The following is a 20,426-nucleotide window of genomic DNA, read 5'->3' as shown; positions in this document are numbered from 1 at the left end:
GTATGCCTTCTTTTTGTCACCGAATTGCGGGAACCCCCGGGCTGTTGGCGTATATTCATACGGGTTGCCGCAAAGAGCGGCCCATCAAACCATGACAAGGGAGTCTCCTCATGAAGAAGTCCGCAATCCTCGTGGCCGCACTCGCGCTGCCGCTATTCCTGCAGGCCTGCCAGACCGGCCCGAGCCAGCGCGTACTGACCGGCACCGCAGCCGGTGCTATCCTTGGCGCAGGCGCCGGCATGATGGCCGGCGGTGATGACAAGCGTAACGCCGCGATCGGCGCGGCTGTGGGCGCGATCGCCGGCGCTTCGGTCGGCGTCTACATGGACAAGCAGGAAGAGAAGCTGCGCCAGCAAACCGCGGGCACGGGCATCGAAGTCGAGCGTCAAGGCGACCAGCTTGCGTTGACCATGCCGTCCGGCATCACCTTCGCCCAATCGAGCGCGACCATCCAGCCGGGCTTCTATCAGGCGCTTAACAGCGTCGCGACGACGCTCGTCGAGTATCCGTCGACCGCCGTCGACATCCGTGGCCACGCTTCCTCGGAAGGTGACCGCGGTTTCAACCAGCGCTTGTCGCAACAGCGCGCCGACGCCGTGCGTGCCTATCTGGTCAACCAGGGTGTCCAGCCGATCCGGATGACCGCAACCGGCATGGGTATCGATTATCCAGTGGCTGACAACTCGACCGAAGCCGGCCGGGTCCAGAACCGCCGCGTTGAGATCATCCTGACCCCAGTCTCGCAGTAATCTGCGCTCCGGCCTGACAGGCTGAACAAGGACGGGCGGCGATCTTCGGGTCGCCGCCCAATTTGCATTTGCCCGCCTGAGCTGCTTTTCGATGCAATCCAGCCAGAATTCGCGCGGCGGTATATGGTATTCCGGCGCAAAGCACCGATCGTGGGGCCATGACAGCTACAGGACACGCCAAGCGGGCCAACGGCCCTTTCGCGCGCAGCGCCCCCTATAGCGGCCTTTTCTCTGAATTCATCCGCGGTGTCTCCTGGCTCTACCTGAAGGCGACCGGCTGGCGGGTTGGCTCGGACTGGCCGGTTCAGGTGCCGAAATCCGTGATCGTGGCGGCGCCGCACACGTCCAACTGGGACGGTCTGACGATGGTCGCCGTTGCCGGCTGGTACCGCGTGAAGCTCAATTGGATGGGCAAGGCGGCGTTGGTGCGCGGGCCGCTGGGCTGGCTGGTGAAGCGGTCGGGCTGCGTGCCGGTTGAGCGGTCCAGTTCGCACGACGTAGTCGAGCAGATGCGGCAGGCCTTTGCGGCATCCGATACGATGCATCTGGCGGTCGCGCCTGAGGGCACGCGGGAGGCCAATCCCAACTGGAAGACCGGGTTTTACCATATCGCACGGTCGGCGAAGGTGCCGCTGCTGATGGCGGTGCTGGACTACAAGACCAAGGTGCTGCGCCTCGAAGGCCCGCTTGAGACCACGGAGGACGCCGCCGCCGACATGGCGAAGGTGCTCACCTATTATGCCGAGGCTGAAGGCATGATCCCGGAGAAGTTCGTCAAGCCGGCCTGGAAATAGCGCCAGGCCCTCAGCGGCAGGCTTCCGCCGCCTTATCGATGGCGCTGGCCGAACCGCTCAGCGAGAACTTGTAGGACACCTTCGTGCCCCTTGCGGAGGTAGCATCGACCGTGAGGCTTGCGCCTTCGCGCAAGGCTTTGACGATGGCCGGATCGTCAGCATCCTCGGCGAAGGCTTCACGGCCGGCCGGAAAGAGGGTCCAGGACGAACGTCCGACCTTGGCCTTGGGGCTCGAGCCTTCCTTTATGTCATAGCCGACCTTGATCGAGGGCTGAGCCTTGGCCTTGCCGGACTTCCAGCTCGTCACATAGTACCAGACCGCGCCATGGTTCACCTTGGTCGGCGTCTTCGTTTCGGCTTCGGTCGCAGCGTAGCAGATGAGATCGCCTTCCACCGTTTCGGTGAACACCGCCCAGTCCTTGAAACGGCCCACGGCCGTCGGTTCGGCCATCGCCGGGGCCGCCAGGAAGAGCGGCGCGATCACGATTGCGAGATGAAGGGCGCGGCGGGACGTCCGGCGGCGTGTTTGATGTTGCTTGCTCAATAGCTTCTTCCCATAGTCGGCGCTGAGACCAGAACTGTAGTGGCAAGCGCCTCCGGGCGCGACCACGAGAAACACTTATAACGAGTGTAATCACGAAAGTTTAAACGCCATGGTTGCTTTGCGACGTCACAACGGTGAAAGTGATCCCAGCAAAACGGGAAAGGCAGCACGCGTGTTCGACAAGACCGTCAGGACAGCGGATCCCGATCTCCGGGATCGTCACGCAGACTGCATGGCGGCGATTTCCGCCGAGCGCAGCAAGGCGGCCTTTGCCGAGTTGTTCGATTTCTACGCCCCCCGGATCAAGAGCTACATGCTGCGTCTTGGCGCGAGTGATTCCGAAGCCGAGGAACTTGCGCAGGATGTTCTGGTGACCGTGTGGCAGAAGGCAGGTCTGTATGACCGCAAACAGGCCTCGGTTTCGACCTGGATGTTCCGGATCGCCCGCAACCGCCGAATCGACGTGCAGCGCCGCCAGCGCCGCCCGGAACTGACCGCGGATGACCCAATGCTGCGACCGCCCGAGATCGAACAGCCGGATGCCACGCTGGCGCGCGGGCAGATGGAGGGCCTCGTGCGCTCGCAGCTGGTGAAGCTGCCAGCGGACCAGCTGCTACTGTTGCAGGCCGCCTTTTATGACGGGCTTTCGCATTCCGAGATTGCGCGGGCCTTCAACCTGCCGCTCGGGACCGTGAAGTCGCGAATTCGCCTGGCTTTCCTGCGCCTCAGAGGCGAGCTCGAAGGGGCGACTTAACCCTTGGCCTGCATTCTGTAGCGGCTTGTCCTTGACCTTCCCGTCACGCGGACAATCTAGCGGGAAACGACCGGATCTTTTGTGCGATGCCAGCTTCACCTCCCAACTCCTTCAGTGAACTCTATGCTGCTTACGCGGCAGGTTGCCTTGATCCGGCCTTTACGCTGATGGTCGAGACGCAGGGCGTGCTGCGCCCGGAGATCCGGGAATCAGTTGTGTTCAGCGAAATGATCTCCGGCAGCCTGCTGGAGTCCGCCGCGTCAGCGAAGCTCAGCGACGGGGCGCTCGACCGGGCACTGGCAGCCATCGACGAACTGGATGCCGGCGCGGCCGCTTCGGTCCGTGCGGGGCGCGCCGCGGGAGAAGCGATCGACGAGATGCTGGCGCTGCCTGAGCCGCTGCGCACGGCAGCGCTGGAAGCTACCGGGCGCGGCAGCTGGCGGCCAATGGGCCGCGGGCTGAAACGTTTGAAGCTCGACACCGGCTCGCGCATGGAAACCGAACTCTACAGGATTTCGCCGGGCGCGAAGATTCCGCGCCACACGCATGCGGGCCATGAGTACACGCTGGTCGTAGCCGGCGGCTTTTCCGACGAACGCGGCTCGTACGGGCCAGGCGATGTCGTGATCAAGGGGCCGGCAGACACGCACACGCCGGTCGGCGACGAGGGCGAGATATGCTACGCGCTCGCCGTGCGCGATGGCGGCCTGCACTTTACCGGCATGCTGGGTATGCTGCAGCGGATGCTTGGCGCGCGCTAACCTTCACCCGGCTTTATTCTGTCCGGACCCGCAACATGTTTCCGGACTTGCGTGTCCGGTCCGCCGGGCATGATGGGGCGCGGGGCATAACCGCCCATCGACAAATGCCGGTCATACATCACCATCGCGCCGGCGAGGCTGACATTGATGCAGAACTTGGTCGGGATCTTCACGACGTGCGCGCAGCGCTCCAGGATTTCCGGCGAGAGGTTTCCCTTCTCCGGGCCGAGGATATAGGCCGCCTGAGGAGGATGCCGGAAGGAGGGGAGCATGACGGCGTCATCTGTCAGTTCGATGCCGACCAATTGGCAGCCGCGCGGAAGCTGCATCTGGTCAACGGAGTCCCACTGGTAGAAGGGGATCTGGTCTTCGCTCTTGGAAGTATCGGCCCAGTGGCCTTCCTTGATGTTCTTCGCGGCCCGGATCGAGAAGACGAAGCTGGCGCCGAAGGCATGGCCGGTGCGCATCAGGGCGCCGAGGTTCATCGGCTTGGAAATGCGCTCGGCGCCGATGGCGAAGAAGCCGCGCATGTCAGAACACTCCGAGGCCGTAGCGGCCGGTGAGCACAAGCACCAGCAAGAGCGCAGGGGCGATGAGGGCGACGCGGCGGGCGAGCTGCAGGTGGGCGAGGGGGTTCGGATACTCCGTGGACAGATAACGCGTATGCTCGTGGTCCGGCGGGATGCGGCCTGCGTCATAAATCGCGGTGCGGTATTCGGGGTCGGTGTGCTTGCCGCCGAACTTCGCTGCCAGCGCTCGGCGCAGCGCGATCGACAGCAGCATTCGCATCTGCGCGGCCAGCAGGATGGCGAAGCCGAGAAGCGCGGCGAGAATCCAGAAAGCTATGATCATAGGAACGTCGCCACTTCGAAACGGCCGCGCCAGTCCGCGAGGCCACGTTTGAGGCCGGATGAATTGAAGCCCCAGGCAAGATCGCCGCTCGCCGAGACAGCGATCATGCCGCCATTGCCGCCGAGGCGCTTGACATCATCCAGCGCGCCGTGGACCGCCCTTTCGAACGGCTGGTTGCCATAGCGGATGCGGGCAGAGACATCGGCGGCCGCATTGGCCCGGATGAAGTATTCGCCGAGGCCGGTGCAGCTGACGGCGCAGCGCTCGTCGGCCCAAGTGCCGGCGCCGATGATCGGCGTGTCGCCGATGCGGCCCGGCGTCTTGGACAGGACGCCGCCAGTTGAAGTGGCGGCAGCAAGGTCGCCGTAGAGGTCGAGCGCGACGCAGCCGACGGTGCCCATGTTGGGCATGTCTTCCTGAACGGTGTCTTCGTCGACCGCGCCATAATAGGTTTGCGGATCGACCACGCGGGCGAGGCCAGCCTCCTCGGCGAGCGTTACGGCACCGTCACCGACGAGCAGGACGTTGGGCGTGCGCTCCATCACGGCGCGGGCGGCCTGGATAGGGCTTTCGAAGCCCTGAAGCGCGCCGACCGCGCCGGCGCGGCGCGTGCGCCCGTCCATGATCGCGGCGTCGAGTTCCCACTGGCCGGCGGAATTCGGGCTCGCACCCCGGCCGGCGACGTAGAGGCCGGAGGCTTCGAGTTCCATCACCATAGCCTCAACGACGTCCAGCGCGGCCTCGCCGGCGGCGAGGCGCGCCGCGCCATCGGCAAGCAGGCCGCGGATGTGTGCTTCTTCCGGCGCGTAATCGCGCCCGAAGATCGGCCCGGCGCCGCCATGCAGGGCAAGGGACCAGATTTTCGCCATCTCTTTTGCCTCTTTCCCCCCGCGTCAGGCTTGGCGGGGGCGTGCCGCATGGCTACCGTCCAGAGGTCGAAACAACAAGCCGTGAAGGGAGTGGCGCATGAAAGCCGTGCTATCGAAAACTGTCGGGGGCCCTGAGTCCCTCGTGATCGAGGATGTGGCCGCGCCGGTGCCCGGCAAGGGTCAGGTGCTGATCGAAGTGAAAGCCTGCGGGGTGAACTTCCCGGACGCGCTAATGCTGCAGGACATGTACCAGTTCAAACCCGCGCGCCCGTTTGCGCCGGGCGGCGAAGTAGCGGGCTTCGTTTCCGCTCTGGGTGAAGGCGTCACTCACGTGAAGCCTGGCGACCGCGTGCTGGCTTCGGTCGGCACGGGCGGTATGGCGCAGTTCTGCCTCGCGGCTGGACCGAGCGTCATGCCGATTCCGGATAACATGCCCTTCGATGAAGCGGCCGCCTTCATGATGACCTACGGCACCTCCTACTACGCGCTGAAGGACCGGGCAGACCCGAAGAAGGGCGAGAAGCTGCTGGTGCTGGGCGCCGCCGGCGGCGTCGGCATTGCGGCGGTGGAACTCGGCAAGGCGATGGGCCTGGAAGTGATCGCCGCGGCCTCGACGCAGGCGAAAGTGGACTTCTGCCTCACCAAAGGCGCCGACAAGGGGCTGGTCTATGCGGCAGAACTGGACCGCGATGGCCAGAAGAAATTCGCCGATGACATCAAGGCGATCTCCGGCGGCGGCGTCGACATCGTGTATGACGGCGTGGGCGGCAATTATGCCGAGCCGGCCGTGCGCGCACTGAACTGGGAAGGCCGCTTCCTCGTCATCGGCTTCCCGGCCGGGATCCCGAAATTGCCGCTGAACCTCACGCTGCTGAAAAGCTGCGATGTACGCGGCGTGTTCTGGGGCGCGGCGGTCGCGCGCGATCCGAAGGCCCATGCGCAGAACGTCAAAGAACTGTTCGAACTCTACAAAGCCGGCAAGGTGCGCCCGCACGTGTCGAATTCCTATCCGCTCGAACGCGGCGGTGAAGCTATCCGGGAACTGATGGATCGCAAGGCGACGGGCAAGGTTGTCGTTCTGATCTGATAGGGCGAAAGCGTCTGCGTCGCTGGACGCCGTGATGGCGGCGACGGAGGATCCGTATCCGCTTCGGAGTAGTGCCAAAAGAAAACCCCGCCGGATGGTTCCGGCGGGGTTTTGTCCGTGTAGGGAGGAAAGCGGCTTATGCGCGCTTGTCGCCGTCGACTTCCTCGAAGTCGGCGTCAACTACGCCGTCATCCTTTGCGCCGTCAGCTTCGGCCGCGGCGGTGCCGGCTGCGGCATAGATCGCCTCGCCGAGTTTCATGGCGGCGTTCATCAGCGACTGGTGCTTGGCCTGGATATCGGCGGCATTGTCACCGGCGGCAGAGGTTTTCAGGTCCGCGATCGCCTTCTGGATCTCGTCCTTCACAGCGTCGGTGACTTTCGACTCGTGCTCGGCCAGCTGCTTCTCGGTCTGATGGATCAGCGCCTCGGCGTGGTTCTTGGCCTCAACCAGTTCGCGGCGTGCCTTGTCGGCGCTGGCGTTTGCTTCGGCTTCGGCCATCATCTTCTTGATGTCGGCTTCGGAGAGGCCACCATCTGCCTGGATCGTGATCTGCTGTTCCTTGCCGGTGGCCTTGTCTTTGGCTGAAACCGAGACAATGCCGTTGGCGTCGATGTCGAACGTGACCTCGATCTGCGGCAGGCCGCGCGGGGCAGGGGCGATTCCCTCGAGGTTGAACTGGCCCAGCTGCTTATTGTCAGTGGCCATTTCGCGCTCACCCTGGGCGACCTTGATGGTCACAGCAGGCTGGTTGTCTTCGGCCGTCGAGAAGACCTGGGACTTCTTGGTCGGGATCGTCGTGTTGCGGTCGATCAGGCGGGTGAACACGCCGCCAAGCGTTTCGATGCCCAGCGAGAGCGGGGTCACGTCGAGCAGCACCACGTCCTTTACGTCGCCCTGCAGCACGCCGCCCTGGATGGCCGCGCCGATGGCGACGACTTCGTCCGGGTTAACGCCCTTGTGCGGCTCCTTGCCGAAGAACTTCTTCACTGCTTCCTGTACGGCCGGCATGCGGGTCATACCGCCGACGAGGACGACCTCGTCGATCTGCGACGGCGTCTTGCCGGCATCCTTCAGCGCCTTCTGGCACGGATCGATGGTGCGCTTGACGAGGTCTTCGACGAGACCTTCGAATTTGGCGCGGGTCAGCTTGATGTTCAGGTGTTTCGGGCCGGTGGCGTCCGCCGTGATGAAGGGCAGGTTCACTTCGTACTGCGAGGCCGACGAGAGTTCCTTTTTCGCCTTCTCGGCTTCTTCCTTCAGACGCTGGAGGGCGAGCTTGTCGGTCTTCAGATCGATGCCCTGTTCTTTCTTGAACTCGGAAGCAAGAAAATCGACGATTCGAAGGTCGAAGTCTTCACCGCCGAGGAAAGTGTCGCCGTTGGTGGACAGCACTTCGAACACGCCGTCACCGATCTCGAGGAGCGAGACGTCGAACGTCCCGCCGCCAAGGTCATAAACGGCGATGGTCTTGTTGCCGCCCTTCTCGAGGCCGTAGGCGAGGGCCGCCGCGGTCGGTTCATTGATGATGCGCAATACGTCGAGGCCGGCGATGCGGCCTGCGTCTTTGGTGGCCTGGCGCTGCGCGTCGTTGAAGTAGGCCGGCACGGTGATGACTGCCTGCGTCACTTTGGCGCCAAGATAGGCTTCAGCGGTTTCCTTCATCTTAGTGAGGATGAAGGCTGAGATTTCCTGGGGGGAATAGTCCTTGTCGCGGCCCTTGACCCAAGCGTCGCCGTTTGGCGCCTTGACGATCGAGAAGGGGCTCATGGCCTTGTCCTTCTGCGCGGTCGGGTCGTCGAAGGTCCGGCCGATCAGGCGCTTGATGGCGTAGAAGGTGAAGTCCGGGTTGGTGACGCCCTGACGGCGGGCGGGCTGGCCAATCAGCCGATCGCCGCTTTCGGTAAAGGCCACAACGGACGGGGTGGTGCGGGCGCCTTCGGCGTTTTCGATGACTTTCGCCTGGCCGCCTTCCATAACGGCGACGCACGAGTTGGTGGTGCCGAGGTCGATACCAATGATCTTGCTCATACTGTTTCTCTCTTCTGTCAGCCGCCGTTGGCGATTGTGGGTTCGGTCTGCTCAGCAGCCCCGGCCGCCAATGGCTCTTTCAAGTTACGTTTTTGAGCGGTGAGACGGGGCCTTCGCTCCACTCACCTGTTCGGTCGTCGATATGGGAAGACTGGGGCCGGGCTCAAGGGGCGTATGCACATTTGGATAGGTGGCGCCATAGGCGCCGCCTATGGCAAATTTGGACGGGATTTGATTGCAAACGATTCTCAGGCGTCCGCTTTCGGTCACATGAGACTCCGATTTCCGCCTCTGCGACGGTCCGCCCTCAAGACGCTGACCTATAGCGGCATGCATGTCACGATTGCCATCAGCGTTGCCCATGCCCTGGCGGGCAGCTGGAAGGCGGCGCTTGCCAACGGGATAATCGAGCCCGTTGTACAGACGGCGGCCTGCGCGTTGCACGAACGCGCCTCGGAAAAGGCGGAGCGAGCTATCCCGCTGGCGGCCCTCGCCGGCTATCGCCTCGACGCCGCGCGTTCCGTGCTTATCTAGGAGGGGCAGCAAGAGGACGCCCCATGAAATACGCCAAACTCGGACACACCGGTCTCGTTGTCTCGAAACTCTGTCTCGGCACGATGACCTTCGGCGGCGACGGGGGCATCTGGAAATTCATCGGCAAACAGCAGCAGGAAGAAGCGGACGCGCTGGTGAAGGCGGCTTTCGAGGCTGGCATCAACTTCTTCGATACGGCCGACGTCTATTCCGCCGGACGCTCCGAGGCGATCCTCGGACAGGCGCTGCGCAATACCGGCCTGCCGCGCGACGAGACGGTGGTGGCTACAAAAGTGTTCGGCCGGGTCTCGACCCTGGTGGCCGAGGATGCCGGCGCCAATGAGAAGGCCGAGGCCGAGCGGCGCGAAAAGCACGCGCGCAATGTTTCGGGTCTCTCCCGCAAGCATATCTTTGACGGCGTGGACGCCAGCCTCGACCGGCTCGGCCTCGACTATATCGACCTCTACCAGGTGCACGGCACCGACCCATTGACCCCGATCGAGGAGACCGTCGAGGCGCTGGACGCGGTCGTGCGCGCCGGCAAGGTCAGATATGTAGGCCTGTGCAACATGCCCGCCTGGCTGATCATGAAGGCGGTGGCGTATGCCGAGAAGCGGGGCCTTGCCCGGTTCGAGAGCTGCCAGATGTACTATTCCATCGCAGGGCGTGATCTCGAGCGCGAAGTAGTGCCGATGGCGAAGGACCAGAACCTGGCGATCCTGCCCTGGAGCCCGCTGGCGGGCGGATTCCTCTCCGGCAAGTTCAGTCGCAACGGGGCAGGGCCCAACAATGCGCGCCGGACGATCTTCGACTTCCCGCCGGTCGACAAGGAGAAGGGCTTCAACATCATCGACGCGATGCGCGAGATCGCCGTGATGAAGGGCGTGACCGTTCCGCAGGTGGCCCTCGGCTGGTTGCTGCACCAAAGCCATGTGACCAGCGTCATCATTGGCACACGGACGATGGCGCAGCTGGTGGACAACCTGGGTGCTGTGGACGTCGTACTGGACGCCGCTGACCTTGCCGCATTGGACACCGTCTCGGCCCTGCCGCCCGAGTATCCGGGCTGGATGCTGGACCGCCAGGGCATGGACCGGCGCGGGCAAGTCTGACCGGCGCTCTGGCCGGATGAGAAATTCTTAAGGCCGCGATGCTAGGGTCCGGCGTCCAACACAGGAGCGGGCGGACTTGGCTGCAGACAGCATTCCGGCAGCAACCCTCGCTGCGCCGCCTGCCGGATTTTCCGGTGCGGCCAAGGTGTTTGTCTGCCTTGTCCTCTTGTCGCTGGCCAATGTGGCTTTCTGGGTGCCGTCGCTTGCGGGCGTAGTCGAAGGGTTCTTTGCCGGCGCGCCGTTGCCTGCGTTCGCCAACCGGGATTTTGCGAACTATTGGCTGTCAGGCCGGCTGGCGCTGGGCGGCGACTTGTCGCTGCTTGCCGAACAGGCGACGCATCAGGCAGCCCTTGAGGCCGCGTTCGGCATGCCCGGCATGGAACCGCGCGCCTGGTCGTATCCGCCGCACATGCTGCTGGTGACCTGGCCTCTCGGCTTCCTCTCCTATCCGGCTGCCTACGGCCTGTTCATGGCCGTGACCGGCGGCTGGTTCACCTGGACTGTCCGGGCCTGGTCGCACCGCATGGCGGGGCCGAACTCGCGCACCGTGTTCCCGATTGCACTGGGCCTGCTGGTCCCATTCTTCGTGCTGCAGGTTCTCGCCGGACAAAACGGCTTCTTCTTCGGCGCCGTGATGTTGCAAGCCTTGTATTGGCGCAAGACACGGCCGATGGCGGCAGGTCTGATGTTGGCCGTGCTGACGATGAAGCCGCAGCTCGGCCTGCTGCTGCCGCTGCTGCTGCTGACCGAGCGCCGCTTTGTCACCATTGCGTGGGCCGTTGCCTTCACCGGCGGCCTGATCGGCCTGTCCGCAGCGATTTTCGGCGTGGCCGCATGGATAGCTTTCTTCGAGGTCACGCTACCCTACCAGCAATACGTGGCGGCACATTGGACCGGCCAGTTCCTTCACATGATGCCGACCTGGTTTGCGGCCTTCCGCGCCGCCGGACTGGCGCAGGAATCCGCGCTGGCGCTGCATGCCTGCCTCGCGGCGCCGCTGGTGCTGGCCTGCCTTTATGCGATGGTGCGCTCAAAGGATGAGGAGACGCGCAGCCGCCTTCTGCTCGCGGGCACGTTCGTGCTGACCCCTTACGCCTTCAACTATGACCTTGGTGCCCTGCTGGTGATGGTCGCTGTGCCGGTTGCGGCACGGGCCGCCCGGGAAGGTATCGACTGGATTCTCGCATTTGCCGCCGGGCTTGTTTTGGCACTGCCACTCTGGACGCCGCTACTCGGCCGGGGAGATGCGATTCTCGTCCTGCCTCCGCTCGTGATCAGCGGGCTGCTCCTGATCTGGTCTGCGCCGGTCTTCCGGACGTTTCCGGCAGCCCTGTTCACAAAGTCTGCGCCCGTGTCATAGTCTCCTTCACAAGTAGGAGGGAGCAACATGCGCACGTTCATCATACCAGCTTTCGCGGGCCTTATCCTGGCAGCTTGTGGCGGCAAGCCTGCAGAGCCGGTCGAAGCGACCGAAGCGGCGGCGCCCGAAGCTGCAGCGACATCGACGCCAGGCTCGCTTGAGCTGCTCTGGACCACCTCCGGCTTCGAGCAGCCGGAAGGCGCTGCGCTCGCCGCCGATGGCAGCTATTTCATCTCCAATATCGGCCCCGGTGATTCAGCCGCGCTGGACGGCAACGGCTATATCTCGAAACTGAACACCGACGGCACCGTGGCGACAGCGAAGTTTGCGGAAGGCATGCATGCGCCTGCGGGTCTCGCTGTGCATGAGGGCGTGCTCTACGCCGCTGACCGCGACGGTGTGGCGATGTTTGACGCCGCCACGGGCGCCGCGAAGGGCAAGGTGGTGATGGAAGGGGTGGGCTTCCTGAACGATATGACGGTCTGGAAGGGCGATGTGCTTGTTTCCGATTCCGGCACGGCGACGATCCACAAGGTTACGCCGGACGGCGCCTCGGTGCTTGCCGCGAACGCGGCCTGGGAAGGTATCAATGGCATTCTCGGCGACGGGGACCGGCTGCTGATCACTACAATGACGAAGGGCGACCTGATCGCGCTGCAGGCCCCGGGGGCCGAAACCGTGATTGCGACCGGAATGAAGGACGCCGACGGCGTCGGCCTCGTTCCCGGCGGCGGCTATCTCGTGTCCAGCTGGCCCGGCGAGATCCACCATGTCGGCGACGACGGCGTGGTAACGCTGCTCATCGACACAAAAGTCGACAAGATCCTGCAGAACGATCTGAACGTGTACGGAGATATCGTCATCGTTCCCAACTGGGAGCCGGGGACCGTCACGGCGTGGAAGATTGTGGGCCAGTAGAGAGGCTGCGACGGCTTGTCCGGGCACGCCGGTCTTGCCAGAGGTTTCCGCAACGCCATCTCCTGAGTGGAGGTGATTGCTATGACTTTGGACCGAACTGCCCCGAAAGTGATGCCGCTGGAGTACCGGCATGCGCCGAGTGACCTGTCGGACCGGGTCGCCTACGGACTGACGAAGATGCTGCGCATTTTCGCAGATACCTTCTTCCGTAAGCGCTACGGCCACCGGGCAGTGGTGCTGGAAACGGTCGCAGCGGTGCCCGGCATGGTCGGCGGCATGCTAAACCACTTGAAAAGCCTGCGCCGGTTCCAGGATGACCGGGGCTGGATCCACACGCTGCTCTCGGAAGCCGAAAACGAGCGGATGCACCTGATGACCTTCATCGCGGTAGCAAAGCCCAACTGGTTTGAACGTATACTGATCATCTTGGCGCAAGGCGTGTTTTTCAACGCCTTCTTCCTTCTGTACCTGTTTGCGCCGCGCACGGCGCACCGGCTGGTGGGCTATTTCGAGGAAGAGGCTGTGGTCAGCTACACCCAGTACTTGGCGCAGATCGATGCCGGTCATCTACCGAACCCGCCCGCGCCGGAACTGGCCATCGACTACTGGAAGCTTCCCTCCGATGCCACCCTGCGCGACGTGGTGATTGCTGTGCGCCAGGACGAGGCCGGGCACCGCGATATGAACCATGCCTTTGCCGAAGAGCTTTGCCGCCGTCCGAAGGACGGCGCGCAGCTTGCTGATCCCGGCAAAGAGAGCGATCTGGCGCCTGCCGCCTAGTTCGCCTGCCCCAGGCTCACCGCGACCATGGCGGCGCGCAGGGTGCGTTCGCCGATGCGCCAGCCGGGCTGGAAGAGTTCTGCGATTGTGCCAGCCGGGTGCGGGGAAGGGATCTGCGCGACGGCCTGGTGCACGTTCGGGTCGAAGGCGCAGCCGGGGGCCGCTTCGATCTGTAGCACGTTGTGGCGCGTGAACACCGTGTGCAGTTCTTTCTGTGTCATCTCGATTCCACCGAGCAGGTTCTTGCCGGCTTCTGTCAGCGTGTCGCGGTCCGTGTCGGGGAGCGAGGCGAGGGCGCGGGCGAGGTTGTCAGCGACGTTCAGCAGGTCACCGGCGAATTTGCCGATGCCGTAGACGCGCGCTTCGGAGACTTCGCGGTCAGCCCGCTTGCGGGTGTTGTCGAGGTCTGCGTAGAGGCGCAGGAACTGCGTGCGCAGCTCTTCCTTCTCGGTTTCCAGCCGGGCAATAACCTCTTCCGGCGTAGGCGCCGGCGCTTCGGCGGCGGCTTTTTCCGGGTTTTCCAGATCGGCGGTTTCGTTCGTGTTCGTCGGATCGCTCATGATTTCCCATCCTTGCCGCGGCGGCCCGCGAGAATCTCGCCGACCACTTTCGCGGTATAATCGACCATCGGAATCACCCGGGCGTAGTTGAGCCGTGTTGGCCCGATCACGCCCAGTGCCCCGATCACCTGTTTCGTGCCTCCCATATAGGGAGCCACAATCACACTTGAACCCGACAACGGAAAAAGCCGGTTCTCCGACCCGATGAACAGGCGCACGCCCTCGGCGTCGCGCGTGGTGTCCAGGATCTCGAGCAGACTCTGCTGGCGTTCCAGTTCGTTGAACAGCTGGCGGACGCGGTCAAGGTCCTCGGCGGCCTTGGCATCTTCGAGGAGATTGGCGCGGCCGCGCACAATCAGGCTGCGGCCCCTGCCGGGCGCGTCGCCGCCCCATTGGGCGAGGCCGGCCTCGACAAGGGCGGTCGCAGCTGTGTCCAGCGCGGCGCGGCGAGTGCGCAGTTCAGTGCGCACTTCAGCTGTGGCTTCGGCCAGCGTGCGGCCCTTCAGGCGGGTAGAGAGGTAGTTTCCGGCTTCGATCAGCGTGGTGAGGGGCAAGCCGTCCGGCACCTTGATGAAGCGGTTCTCGACATCGCCGTCCTCGGTGACGAGCACGCACAGCGCATCGCCGCCGGCGAGCGGCACGAATTCGACATGCCGCACGGGGGCATCATGGGTGGGGGAAGAGACAAGGCCCGCGCCGCCGGTCAGGCCGGAGAGAATGTCGGACGCTTCCCCCAGCACGGATTCGAAATCCGCACCCGCCGCAGCAAGGCGGTCATCAATGGCTTTCTTGTCGAGCTTCGACGGTTCGCCGTACTCGAGGAAGCCATCTACGAAGAGGCGCAGGCCCCGGTGGGTGGGCGCGCGTCCGGCGGAAATGTGGGGCGCGTCGAGGAGGCCGAGCTCGGTCAGGTCGGCCATCACGTTGCGGATCGAGGCGGGGGAAAGCTGGATGCCGCTCTTTGACAGCGTGCGTGAGCCGACCGGTTCCCCGGTCGCCAGATAGCCCTCGACGATTTCCCGGAATATGTCGCGGGAGCGCTGATCGAGGCGCTGCATCAGGGAATTGGTTTCGAACCGCTCAGCCATGCGTCTGGATTAGGGAGCGGAGGCTCTGGGTTCAATAGGCCTTCAGACAGTCAGGCCCGTCCCATCGTCCCTGTCAGAAGCGCTTTTCCAGGCAAAGTAGGAGTAAACGACCGAGATAAGCGCGGCTGAGCCGACGAATGCGGTCATTTGCAGGGCGAGCCAGATGCCGTCGAAGATAAATGCCCCGGCGATCCCCAGCGCGCCCGCTGCCATGAAAACTGGCCCGGCGCCCGGTGGGTTTTCTCCCAGGCGAGGTCGGACGACAAGGTCCAGGGTGTGCGCACACCGAACAGGAAGCTGGCACGCGTCTTGGGCATGTAATTGCCGATGACGATTATCAACAGGCCGCATCCGGCGATCACGTACCTGACGAACCCGTTCGGCAAGTCCGCGCCGCCGGCCGATCTCAGGGTGGCGACGCAGATGCCGGTATGCACCGCCAACATCAGGGCGGCGGTGCCGATCCAAGTGGCCAGGTAGGCCTTGCGGCCGATCTCGATATTGCCCCTGCGCGGGTCGAGGGGCGGGATGAGCGCCAGGATGACACCCGTGAGGAAGATCGCGCCGGGCACGATCATCAGCAGGCCCATCGCCGTGCCCTTTTCGGCGAACCGGTCGGGGCGGCCTTCGATATCCCAGTGGACGGGGATCTCGGCGGCCTCGGGAAGCTGGGTCCAGGTGTACACCGTGAGTCCCACCGACAGGATCGTGGCGACGGCAGACCAGGCAAGTCCGGTGCGGATATAGGGTTTCATTCTGCGGCATCCTTCAGCTCGTCGTCGCCCGTGTCGCGGCCGATCAGGCCGAGCAGGGCAGAGGCAGCATCCTCCAGGACGCTCGTGTTGACGCGGTAGAGGATCTGGTTCCCCTGCCGCTCGGCAGTGATCAGGTCAGCGTCTTTCAGTACCGCGAGGTGCCGGCTCATCGTCGGCCAGCTGGCCTCGAACTCGGCGGCAAGGCCGCCCGCCAGCCGGGGGCCTTGCCGCAGCATCGTGAGAAGCTGACGGCGCGCCGGGTGGGCCAGGGCTTTGAAAACGCTGTTTTCCATATCTGCTAATTAGCGAAACCGCTAATTAGAGGCAAGTCTATTTCGCAATTTTGCTAAATGGCGTCAGCTGAGGCCTTCGATCTGGCTCCCGGCATTGAGGTGCATGATCTCCGCGGCAGGGCGGCGGGGCAGTCCCGGCATGGTCATGATGTCCCCGCAAATGGCGACCACGAAACCGGCCCCGGCGGCGAGGCGCACTTCGCGCAGGCGCACGACATGGCCTTCCGGCGCGCCGAGGAGGCCCGGATCGGTCGAGAAGCTGTACTGTGTCTTCGCCATGCAGACCGGAAGGTTGCCGAAGCCGGCGGCTTCCCAGTCGGCCAGCTGCTTGCGCACGGCGCGGGTCGTGTCGACGCGCTCGGCCCGGTAGATACGCCGGGCGACCGTCTCGATCTTTTCGAAGAGGGGCATATCGTCCGGGTACAGAAGGGAGAAGGGCTCCGCGCGCTGGGCGGTGATGTCAGTCACCGCGCGCGCCAGCGACTCCGCGCCGCGCCCGCCTTCGGCCCAGTGGGTGCAGACTGCGACCTTCACGCCAAGGCGCGTGCAATAGGCTTCGATAGCGCTGAGTTCGGCAGATGTGTCGGTGGTGAATCGGTTGATGGCGACGACAACCGGCAGGCCGAAGAGCCGTAGGTTCTCGATGTGCCGACCAAGATTGGCCAGGCCGGATTCGAGGGCGCTATAACTGGCGGTGGCGAGGTCTTCCTTGGGGAGGCCGCCATGCATCTTCAGGGCACGGACGGTTGCGACCAGAACGGCGGCGTCGGGCACCAGGCTTGCCTGTCGGCACTTGATGTCGAGGAACTTCTCGGCGCCAAGGTCTGCGCCAAAGCCGGCTTCGGTGACGACATAGTCCGCCATCCGCAAGGCGGCGCGGGTTGCGATCACCGAATTGCAGCCATGTGCGATGTTGGCGAAGGGGCCGCCATGAATCAAGGCTGGGTTATTCTCCAGCGTCTGCACGAGGTTCGGCTGCATCGCATCCTTCAGCAGCACCATCATCGCGCCCACGGCCTTGATGTCGGCGGCGGTGACAGCGGCGCGCGCGCGCGTATAGCCAACGATGATGCGGGAAAGGCGCGCCTCGAGATCGGCGGCGTCGCGTGCAAGGCAGAGGATGGCCATGACTTCGGAGGCAACCGTGATGTCGAAACCGGTCTCGGCGGGTGTTCCATTGCCCGGACCGCCCAGGCCAGACACGATGCTCCTGAGGCTGCGGTCATTCATGTCCATAACACGTCGCCAGGTCACGCGGGCGGGGTCGATCTCGGGGGCGTGGTTCCAGTGGATATGATTGTCGACCATTGCCGTGAGCAGGTTGTGCGCCGACGTGATGGCGTGGAAGTCGCCGGTGAAGTGGAGGTTGATTTCGTCCATGGGTACAACCTGGGCGAGGCCGCCGCCGGTGGCGCCGCCCTTCATGCCGAAGCAGGGGCCGAGTGACGGCTCGCGCAGGCAGAGAAGGGTTTTCTCGCCGATCCGGTTCAGCGCATCCGCCAGACCGACGGACGTGGTCGTCTTGCCTTCGCCGGCGGCGGTCGGGCTGATGGCGGTGACGAGGATCAGTTTACCGGGGGCCTGCGGACGCAGGCTGCGGAGGTGTTGGGCGGAGATTTTCGCCTTGTCATGGCCATAAGGGATGATGTCCTCAGGCGGAATGCCGAGCCTGGCAGCGATCTCGCCGATGGGCGCTTTCTTCGCGGCACGCGCGATCTCAATGTCACTTGGCATGTCGGCCCAATCTCCTGCGGCACATCCTTTGGTGTGGACAGGCCGCTCAAAACCCGCAAATCAGGCCGCAACCTAGAAGGATTCCATTGAATGCCCAGTCTTGTCCGACCGTCCGGCCGCGCTTTTGACGAATTGCGTCCCATCACGCTCGAAACCGGGGTCACGCGGTATGCCGAGGGCTCGTGCCTTGCGAAGTTCGGAAATACCCACGTGCTGTGTACTGCCAGCTGGGAGAAGGGCGTACCAGGCTGGATGAAAGGGAAGGGCAGCGGCTGGGTCACCGGCGAGTACGGCATGCTGCCGCGCGCCACACATACCCGCGGCCGCCGGGAAGCGGCGCAGGGCAAGCAGTCAGGCCGCACGCAGGAAATCCAGCGCCTGATTGGCCGCTCGATGCGCTCTGTCATCGACCTGGCCGTGCTGGGCGAGAATACGATCACCATCGACTGCGATGTCATCCAGGCGGATGGCGGCACACGCACGGCCTCGATCACCGGTGGCTTCGTGGCGCTGGCAATTGCCTGCCGCTATCTGCAGACCGAAGGGGTGATCAAGGCGAGCCCGATCCAGAAGCAGGCCGCCGCGATCTCCGTCGGCCTGTTCCAGAACCATCCGGTGCTGGACGTGGATTACCCCGAAGACTCCACCGGCGAAGCCGACATGAACGTTGTGATGAGTTCGGATGGCGGCTTCATCGAAGTTCAGGGTACCGGCGAAGCACGCCCGATGACGCGGGCCGAAGTCGAAGCGATGATCGTGCTGGCGGAAAAGGGCTGCAACGAATTGTTTGCGGCGCAGCGGGCGGCGATCGGTTAAGCCTATTCTGTGGTGGGCTTGCCGTTCGCCCAGGTAACGTCCCGCCCATAAAGCGGCACTGTCGAGAGACTCATTTTGGCCGAGCCATCCACAATGTTGCGGCTGAAGGAAACGTACATCAGGCTATCGCTGCTCGCATCGTAGATCCGGCGTACGGCGAGCTGCTTGAACACGAGGCTCTGGCTCTGGTCGAAGACTTCTTCGCCGGATTTGTCGAGGTCGATCCTTCCGACTGTGATCGGGCCGGACTGCAGGCATGAGATCGAGGAGTTCGACGGGTTCTCGAACCAGTTGCCCTTGCCGAGCCGGTCCCAGACGCCGCGGTCGAAATGCGCAAGGTGGCAGACCACACCGGAGACTTTCGGATCCTGCAATTGCATGACCTTGATCTCGTTACCGGTCCAATCGTTCTTGAATTCCCCCACTTCATTGCCGCTGCCGCAGGCAGCCAGAAGGCACGCCAACGCGAGCGCGGGAACAGCTGTCAGCGGCTTCATGCGGGTCAAACGCCAGGCGCCGGATTTGGTTCCCGCGCGTCTCAAATATTTTTTTGGCGGATAGCGACCTGTCGGTCAGCCGACCGAGCGCAGCGGCCCGATAGCGTCCCATTGCACGATGCCATGACTTTCATCGGCGCAAAAACCGCAAAGGTGTACGAGTAGTTCCACACGCTCGCCAGCGTCCAAGCGGGTCAGCAGACGCAGTTGCCGGTCGAGCAGCCGATAGACGACCGCCCGGTCGAGGGGCTGGCTGAGGTGGTTTTCGAAGAGGTCGCCGAGCGCAGCTTCAACGGCAAGATCGCCTTCCGCCGGACCATCCAGCGCAGCAGATGCAAAGAGGCGCATGCGCGCCAGTTCTTCGTTGATGATGTGTATCCAGTTCATGGGCGGGCAGGTAACCCTCGCGCGCATTTCGCTTGCCACGGGAATCCATGACACCGGGCGCTTTTTGCCTGCGACAAGCTGTCCGGTCAGGCAACCAGACCTAGCGCGAGGCCCCGGAGTCCAGCCGTTACACGGTCATGGACGTCCAGCTTGTCAAAGCAGCGCCGGACATAGGTATCGACTGTATTTGCTGAGATATTCAGCTTGGCGGCGATCATCTGGTTGGAATGGCCGCGCGCCACGAAGCCGAGAATCTGGCGTTCGCGTTCGGACAGGTTCACATGATCAGGCAGCGAGGCAAGGATCAGGTCGCAGAACCGCAGGTGAGCGAGCTGGCAGGCGGCGTGGAGTTCCGCAACCTCATGCTCGTCCAACTTCGCGCGCTCATGCCCCATGCCGGCGGCATAGTAGCCATGGCGACCGTTTGGGCCGAAGACCGGGATCGCCAGGCCTGGCCCGAAATTCTGCGCGCGTACCTCCTTGAGGTAGGCGCGTTCCTCCGCGTCCAGTTGTGTGATCTTTTCGACTTCCGACCACCAGAAAGGCAGCGTGCGGCGCGCGGCGATGCGGGGTAGGGGATCGATGTGGAGGTAGTTGGCACGCCTGTAGGTTTCGACCCAGACTGCCGGCCAGCCAAAATTGTAGACCTGGATGTCAGGGCCGAAGTCAACAGCCCCGAAGGGCGGGTAGTGATAGTAGCTGAACATCGGGATGCGTGCGTTGGCGCAGTAAGATTCCATCGCGAACTCAATCAGCGGCAGCTCATGCGCGGCCTTCACGGCGCGGCGTAGCCGTTCAAGGGCAGAGAGTTCGTGTTCCGGTGGCTTGGCCATCCTACTCGCGAGCTGAATTTCAGTACGCTCACAGGATGCCCGCATTTCTTCGGGAGAGGAAGAATTATTCGGCTGCGACGCGCCGCTGGCCTTCTTCATCTTCGGTGTCGAATACCAGTATGTCGCCTGGCTGACATTTGAGTTCCCGGCAGAGCGCTTCGAGGGTCGAAAAGCGGATGGCCTTGGCTTTTCCGGTCTTGAGGATCGAGAGATTCGCCAGGGTGACGCCGACACGCTCTGACAGCTCTGTCAGGGACATGCGTCGCTCCAGAAGCACGCGGTCGAGGGTGACTCGAATGGTCATGTGCGTGTGGCGCTCC

25 protein-coding genes are annotated in these 20,426 nt (G+C 63.7%); 11 read left to right on the top strand and 14 right to left on the bottom strand.

What is annotated here, in order from left to right:
• Positions 1–110 precede the first annotated feature (110 nt).
• Complete coding sequence (locus Q0C17_RS01095) at positions 111–749, top strand: OmpA family protein (RefSeq protein WP_291199974.1); 639 nt, start codon at positions 111–113, stop codon at positions 747–749.
• A 158-nt stretch (positions 750–907) separates the two neighbouring features.
• A complete protein-coding gene (locus tag Q0C17_RS01090) occupies positions 908–1,543 on the top strand; it encodes a 1-acyl-sn-glycerol-3-phosphate acyltransferase (protein ID WP_291199971.1) in 636 nt (211 codons plus the stop codon).
• A gap of 10 nt (positions 1,544–1,553) precedes the next feature.
• Here Q0C17_RS01090 and Q0C17_RS01085 read toward each other — a convergent pair whose 3' ends face one another.
• Positions 1,554–1,994 carry an invasion associated locus B family protein gene (locus Q0C17_RS01085; protein ID WP_291199969.1) on the bottom strand — a complete coding sequence of 147 codons (441 nt, stop codon included), beginning with the start codon at positions 1,992–1,994 and terminating at the stop codon, positions 1,554–1,556.
• Between the two features lie 325 nt (positions 1,995–2,319).
• On the opposite strand from Q0C17_RS01085, the gene Q0C17_RS01080 reads away from it, so the two are divergent.
• A complete protein-coding gene (locus tag Q0C17_RS01080; protein ID WP_291199966.1) occupies positions 2,320–2,841 on the top strand; it encodes a sigma-70 family RNA polymerase sigma factor in 522 nt (173 codons plus the stop codon).
• An 86-nt stretch (positions 2,842–2,927) separates the two neighbouring features.
• Entirely contained in the window at positions 2,928–3,602 is a 675-nt protein-coding gene (locus Q0C17_RS01075; RefSeq protein WP_291199963.1) for a ChrR family anti-sigma-E factor, read from the top strand.
• Here the strand turns inward: Q0C17_RS01075 and Q0C17_RS01070 are convergent.
• The 3 genes from Q0C17_RS01070 to Q0C17_RS01060 are packed head-to-tail and all read right to left on the bottom strand — an operon-like array spanning position 3,599 to position 5,323.
• Positions 3,599–4,132, bottom strand: a complete 534-nt coding sequence (locus Q0C17_RS01070; protein ID WP_291199960.1) for an RNA methyltransferase — start codon at positions 4,130–4,132, stop codon at positions 3,599–3,601. The two genes, Q0C17_RS01075 and Q0C17_RS01070, sit on opposite strands and share 4 nt — an antisense overlap.
• A 1-nt stretch (position 4,133) precedes the next feature.
• Positions 4,134–4,454, bottom strand: coding sequence for a hypothetical protein (locus Q0C17_RS01065; RefSeq protein WP_291199957.1), 321 nt, complete (start codon positions 4,452–4,454; stop codon positions 4,134–4,136).
• A complete protein-coding gene (locus Q0C17_RS01060) occupies positions 4,451–5,323 on the bottom strand; it encodes an isoaspartyl peptidase/L-asparaginase (RefSeq protein ID WP_291199955.1) in 873 nt (290 codons plus the stop codon). The genes Q0C17_RS01065 and Q0C17_RS01060 overlap by 4 nt, the downstream gene beginning before the upstream one ends.
• Before the next feature lie 97 nt (positions 5,324–5,420).
• Between Q0C17_RS01060 and Q0C17_RS01055 the strand changes: the two genes are divergently transcribed.
• A complete protein-coding gene (locus Q0C17_RS01055; RefSeq protein WP_291199952.1) occupies positions 5,421–6,410 on the top strand; it encodes an NADPH:quinone oxidoreductase family protein in 990 nt (329 codons plus the stop codon).
• Between the two features lie 136 nt (positions 6,411–6,546).
• Here Q0C17_RS01055 and dnaK read toward each other — a convergent pair whose 3' ends face one another.
• Complete coding sequence (gene dnaK / locus Q0C17_RS01050; RefSeq protein WP_291199949.1) at positions 6,547–8,439, bottom strand: molecular chaperone DnaK; 1,893 nt, start codon at positions 8,437–8,439, stop codon at positions 6,547–6,549.
• Positions 8,440–8,709: 270 nt separating this feature from the next.
• On the opposite strand from dnaK, the gene Q0C17_RS01045 reads away from it, so the two are divergent.
• From Q0C17_RS01045 to Q0C17_RS01025, 5 genes are all read left to right on the top strand, one after another.
• Positions 8,710–8,973, top strand: a complete 264-nt coding sequence (locus Q0C17_RS01045; protein ID WP_291199946.1) for a DUF2061 domain-containing protein — start codon at positions 8,710–8,712, stop codon at positions 8,971–8,973.
• 23 nt (positions 8,974–8,996) lie between these two features.
• Positions 8,997–10,085, top strand: a complete 1,089-nt coding sequence (locus Q0C17_RS01040; protein ID WP_291199943.1) for an aldo/keto reductase — start codon at positions 8,997–8,999, stop codon at positions 10,083–10,085.
• A gap of 76 nt (positions 10,086–10,161) precedes the next feature.
• Positions 10,162–11,445: a glycosyltransferase family 87 protein gene (locus Q0C17_RS01035; protein ID WP_291199940.1), complete on the top strand. Its 1,284-nt coding sequence runs from the start codon at positions 10,162–10,164 to the stop codon at positions 11,443–11,445.
• A gap of 27 nt (positions 11,446–11,472) precedes the next feature.
• Entirely contained in the window at positions 11,473–12,363 is an 891-nt protein-coding gene (locus Q0C17_RS01030) for a hypothetical protein (protein ID WP_291199937.1), read from the top strand.
• Positions 12,364–12,474: 111 nt separating this feature from the next.
• Positions 12,475–13,143 carry an alternative oxidase gene (locus Q0C17_RS01025; protein WP_366914749.1) on the top strand — a complete coding sequence of 223 codons (669 nt, stop codon included), beginning with the start codon at positions 12,475–12,477 and terminating at the stop codon, positions 13,141–13,143.
• On the opposite strand, the gene Q0C17_RS01020 is transcribed toward Q0C17_RS01025, so the two are convergent.
• The 5 genes from Q0C17_RS01020 to Q0C17_RS01000 all read right to left on the bottom strand — a co-directional run bounded on the left by Q0C17_RS01020 (position 13,140) and on the right by Q0C17_RS01000 (position 17,573).
• Positions 13,140–13,703: a nucleotide exchange factor GrpE gene (locus tag Q0C17_RS01020; RefSeq protein ID WP_291199930.1), complete on the bottom strand. Its 564-nt coding sequence runs from the start codon at positions 13,701–13,703 to the stop codon at positions 13,140–13,142. The two genes, Q0C17_RS01025 and Q0C17_RS01020, sit on opposite strands and share 4 nt — an antisense overlap.
• Positions 13,700–14,791, bottom strand: a complete 1,092-nt coding sequence (gene hrcA, locus Q0C17_RS01015; RefSeq protein ID WP_291199927.1) for a heat-inducible transcriptional repressor HrcA — start codon at positions 14,789–14,791, stop codon at positions 13,700–13,702. The genes Q0C17_RS01020 and hrcA overlap by 4 nt, the downstream gene beginning before the upstream one ends.
• Positions 14,792–14,934: 143 nt before the next feature.
• Positions 14,935–15,546, bottom strand: coding sequence for a DUF1648 domain-containing protein (locus tag Q0C17_RS01010; protein WP_291199924.1), 612 nt, complete (start codon positions 15,544–15,546; stop codon positions 14,935–14,937).
• Complete coding sequence (locus tag Q0C17_RS01005) at positions 15,543–15,839, bottom strand: metalloregulator ArsR/SmtB family transcription factor (RefSeq protein ID WP_291199921.1); 297 nt, start codon at positions 15,837–15,839, stop codon at positions 15,543–15,545. Before Q0C17_RS01005 ends, Q0C17_RS01010 begins: the two co-directional genes overlap by 4 nt.
• 63 nt (positions 15,840–15,902) lie before the next feature.
• The gene (locus Q0C17_RS01000; RefSeq protein ID WP_291199918.1) at positions 15,903–17,573 is read right to left on the bottom strand and encodes a formate--tetrahydrofolate ligase; all 1,671 of its coding nucleotides are present in this window, start codon (positions 17,571–17,573) and stop codon (positions 15,903–15,905) included.
• Positions 17,574–17,663: 90 nt separating this feature from the next.
• On the opposite strand from Q0C17_RS01000, the gene rph reads away from it, so the two are divergent.
• A complete protein-coding gene (rph, locus tag Q0C17_RS00995; protein WP_291199916.1) occupies positions 17,664–18,389 on the top strand; it encodes a ribonuclease PH in 726 nt (241 codons plus the stop codon).
• A 2-nt stretch (positions 18,390–18,391) separates the two neighbouring features.
• On the opposite strand, the gene Q0C17_RS00990 is transcribed toward rph, so the two are convergent.
• The 4 genes from Q0C17_RS00990 to Q0C17_RS00975 form a co-directional block, all read right to left on the bottom strand.
• The gene (locus Q0C17_RS00990) at positions 18,392–18,886 is read right to left on the bottom strand and encodes a CreA family protein (RefSeq protein ID WP_291199914.1); all 495 of its coding nucleotides are present in this window, start codon (positions 18,884–18,886) and stop codon (positions 18,392–18,394) included.
• A gap of 75 nt (positions 18,887–18,961) precedes the next feature.
• On the bottom strand, positions 18,962–19,273 hold the full coding sequence (locus Q0C17_RS00985; RefSeq protein WP_291199911.1) for a hypothetical protein: 312 nt from the start codon (positions 19,271–19,273) through the stop codon (positions 18,962–18,964).
• A gap of 86 nt (positions 19,274–19,359) precedes the next feature.
• Positions 19,360–20,106: a LuxR family transcriptional regulator gene (locus tag Q0C17_RS00980; protein ID WP_291199908.1), complete on the bottom strand. Its 747-nt coding sequence runs from the start codon at positions 20,104–20,106 to the stop codon at positions 19,360–19,362.
• A gap of 64 nt (positions 20,107–20,170) precedes the next feature.
• Positions 20,171–20,410 carry a helix-turn-helix transcriptional regulator gene (locus Q0C17_RS00975; RefSeq protein ID WP_291042350.1) on the bottom strand — a complete coding sequence of 80 codons (240 nt, stop codon included), beginning with the start codon at positions 20,408–20,410 and terminating at the stop codon, positions 20,171–20,173.
• Positions 20,411–20,426 lie beyond the last annotated feature (16 nt).

The organism is Hyphomonas sp., from assembly GCF_022844445.1.
In the GTDB taxonomy this organism is placed as follows: Bacteria; Pseudomonadota; Alphaproteobacteria; order Caulobacterales; family Hyphomonadaceae; genus Hyphomonas.
This window is presented reverse-complemented; position numbering and strand designations above follow the sequence as displayed.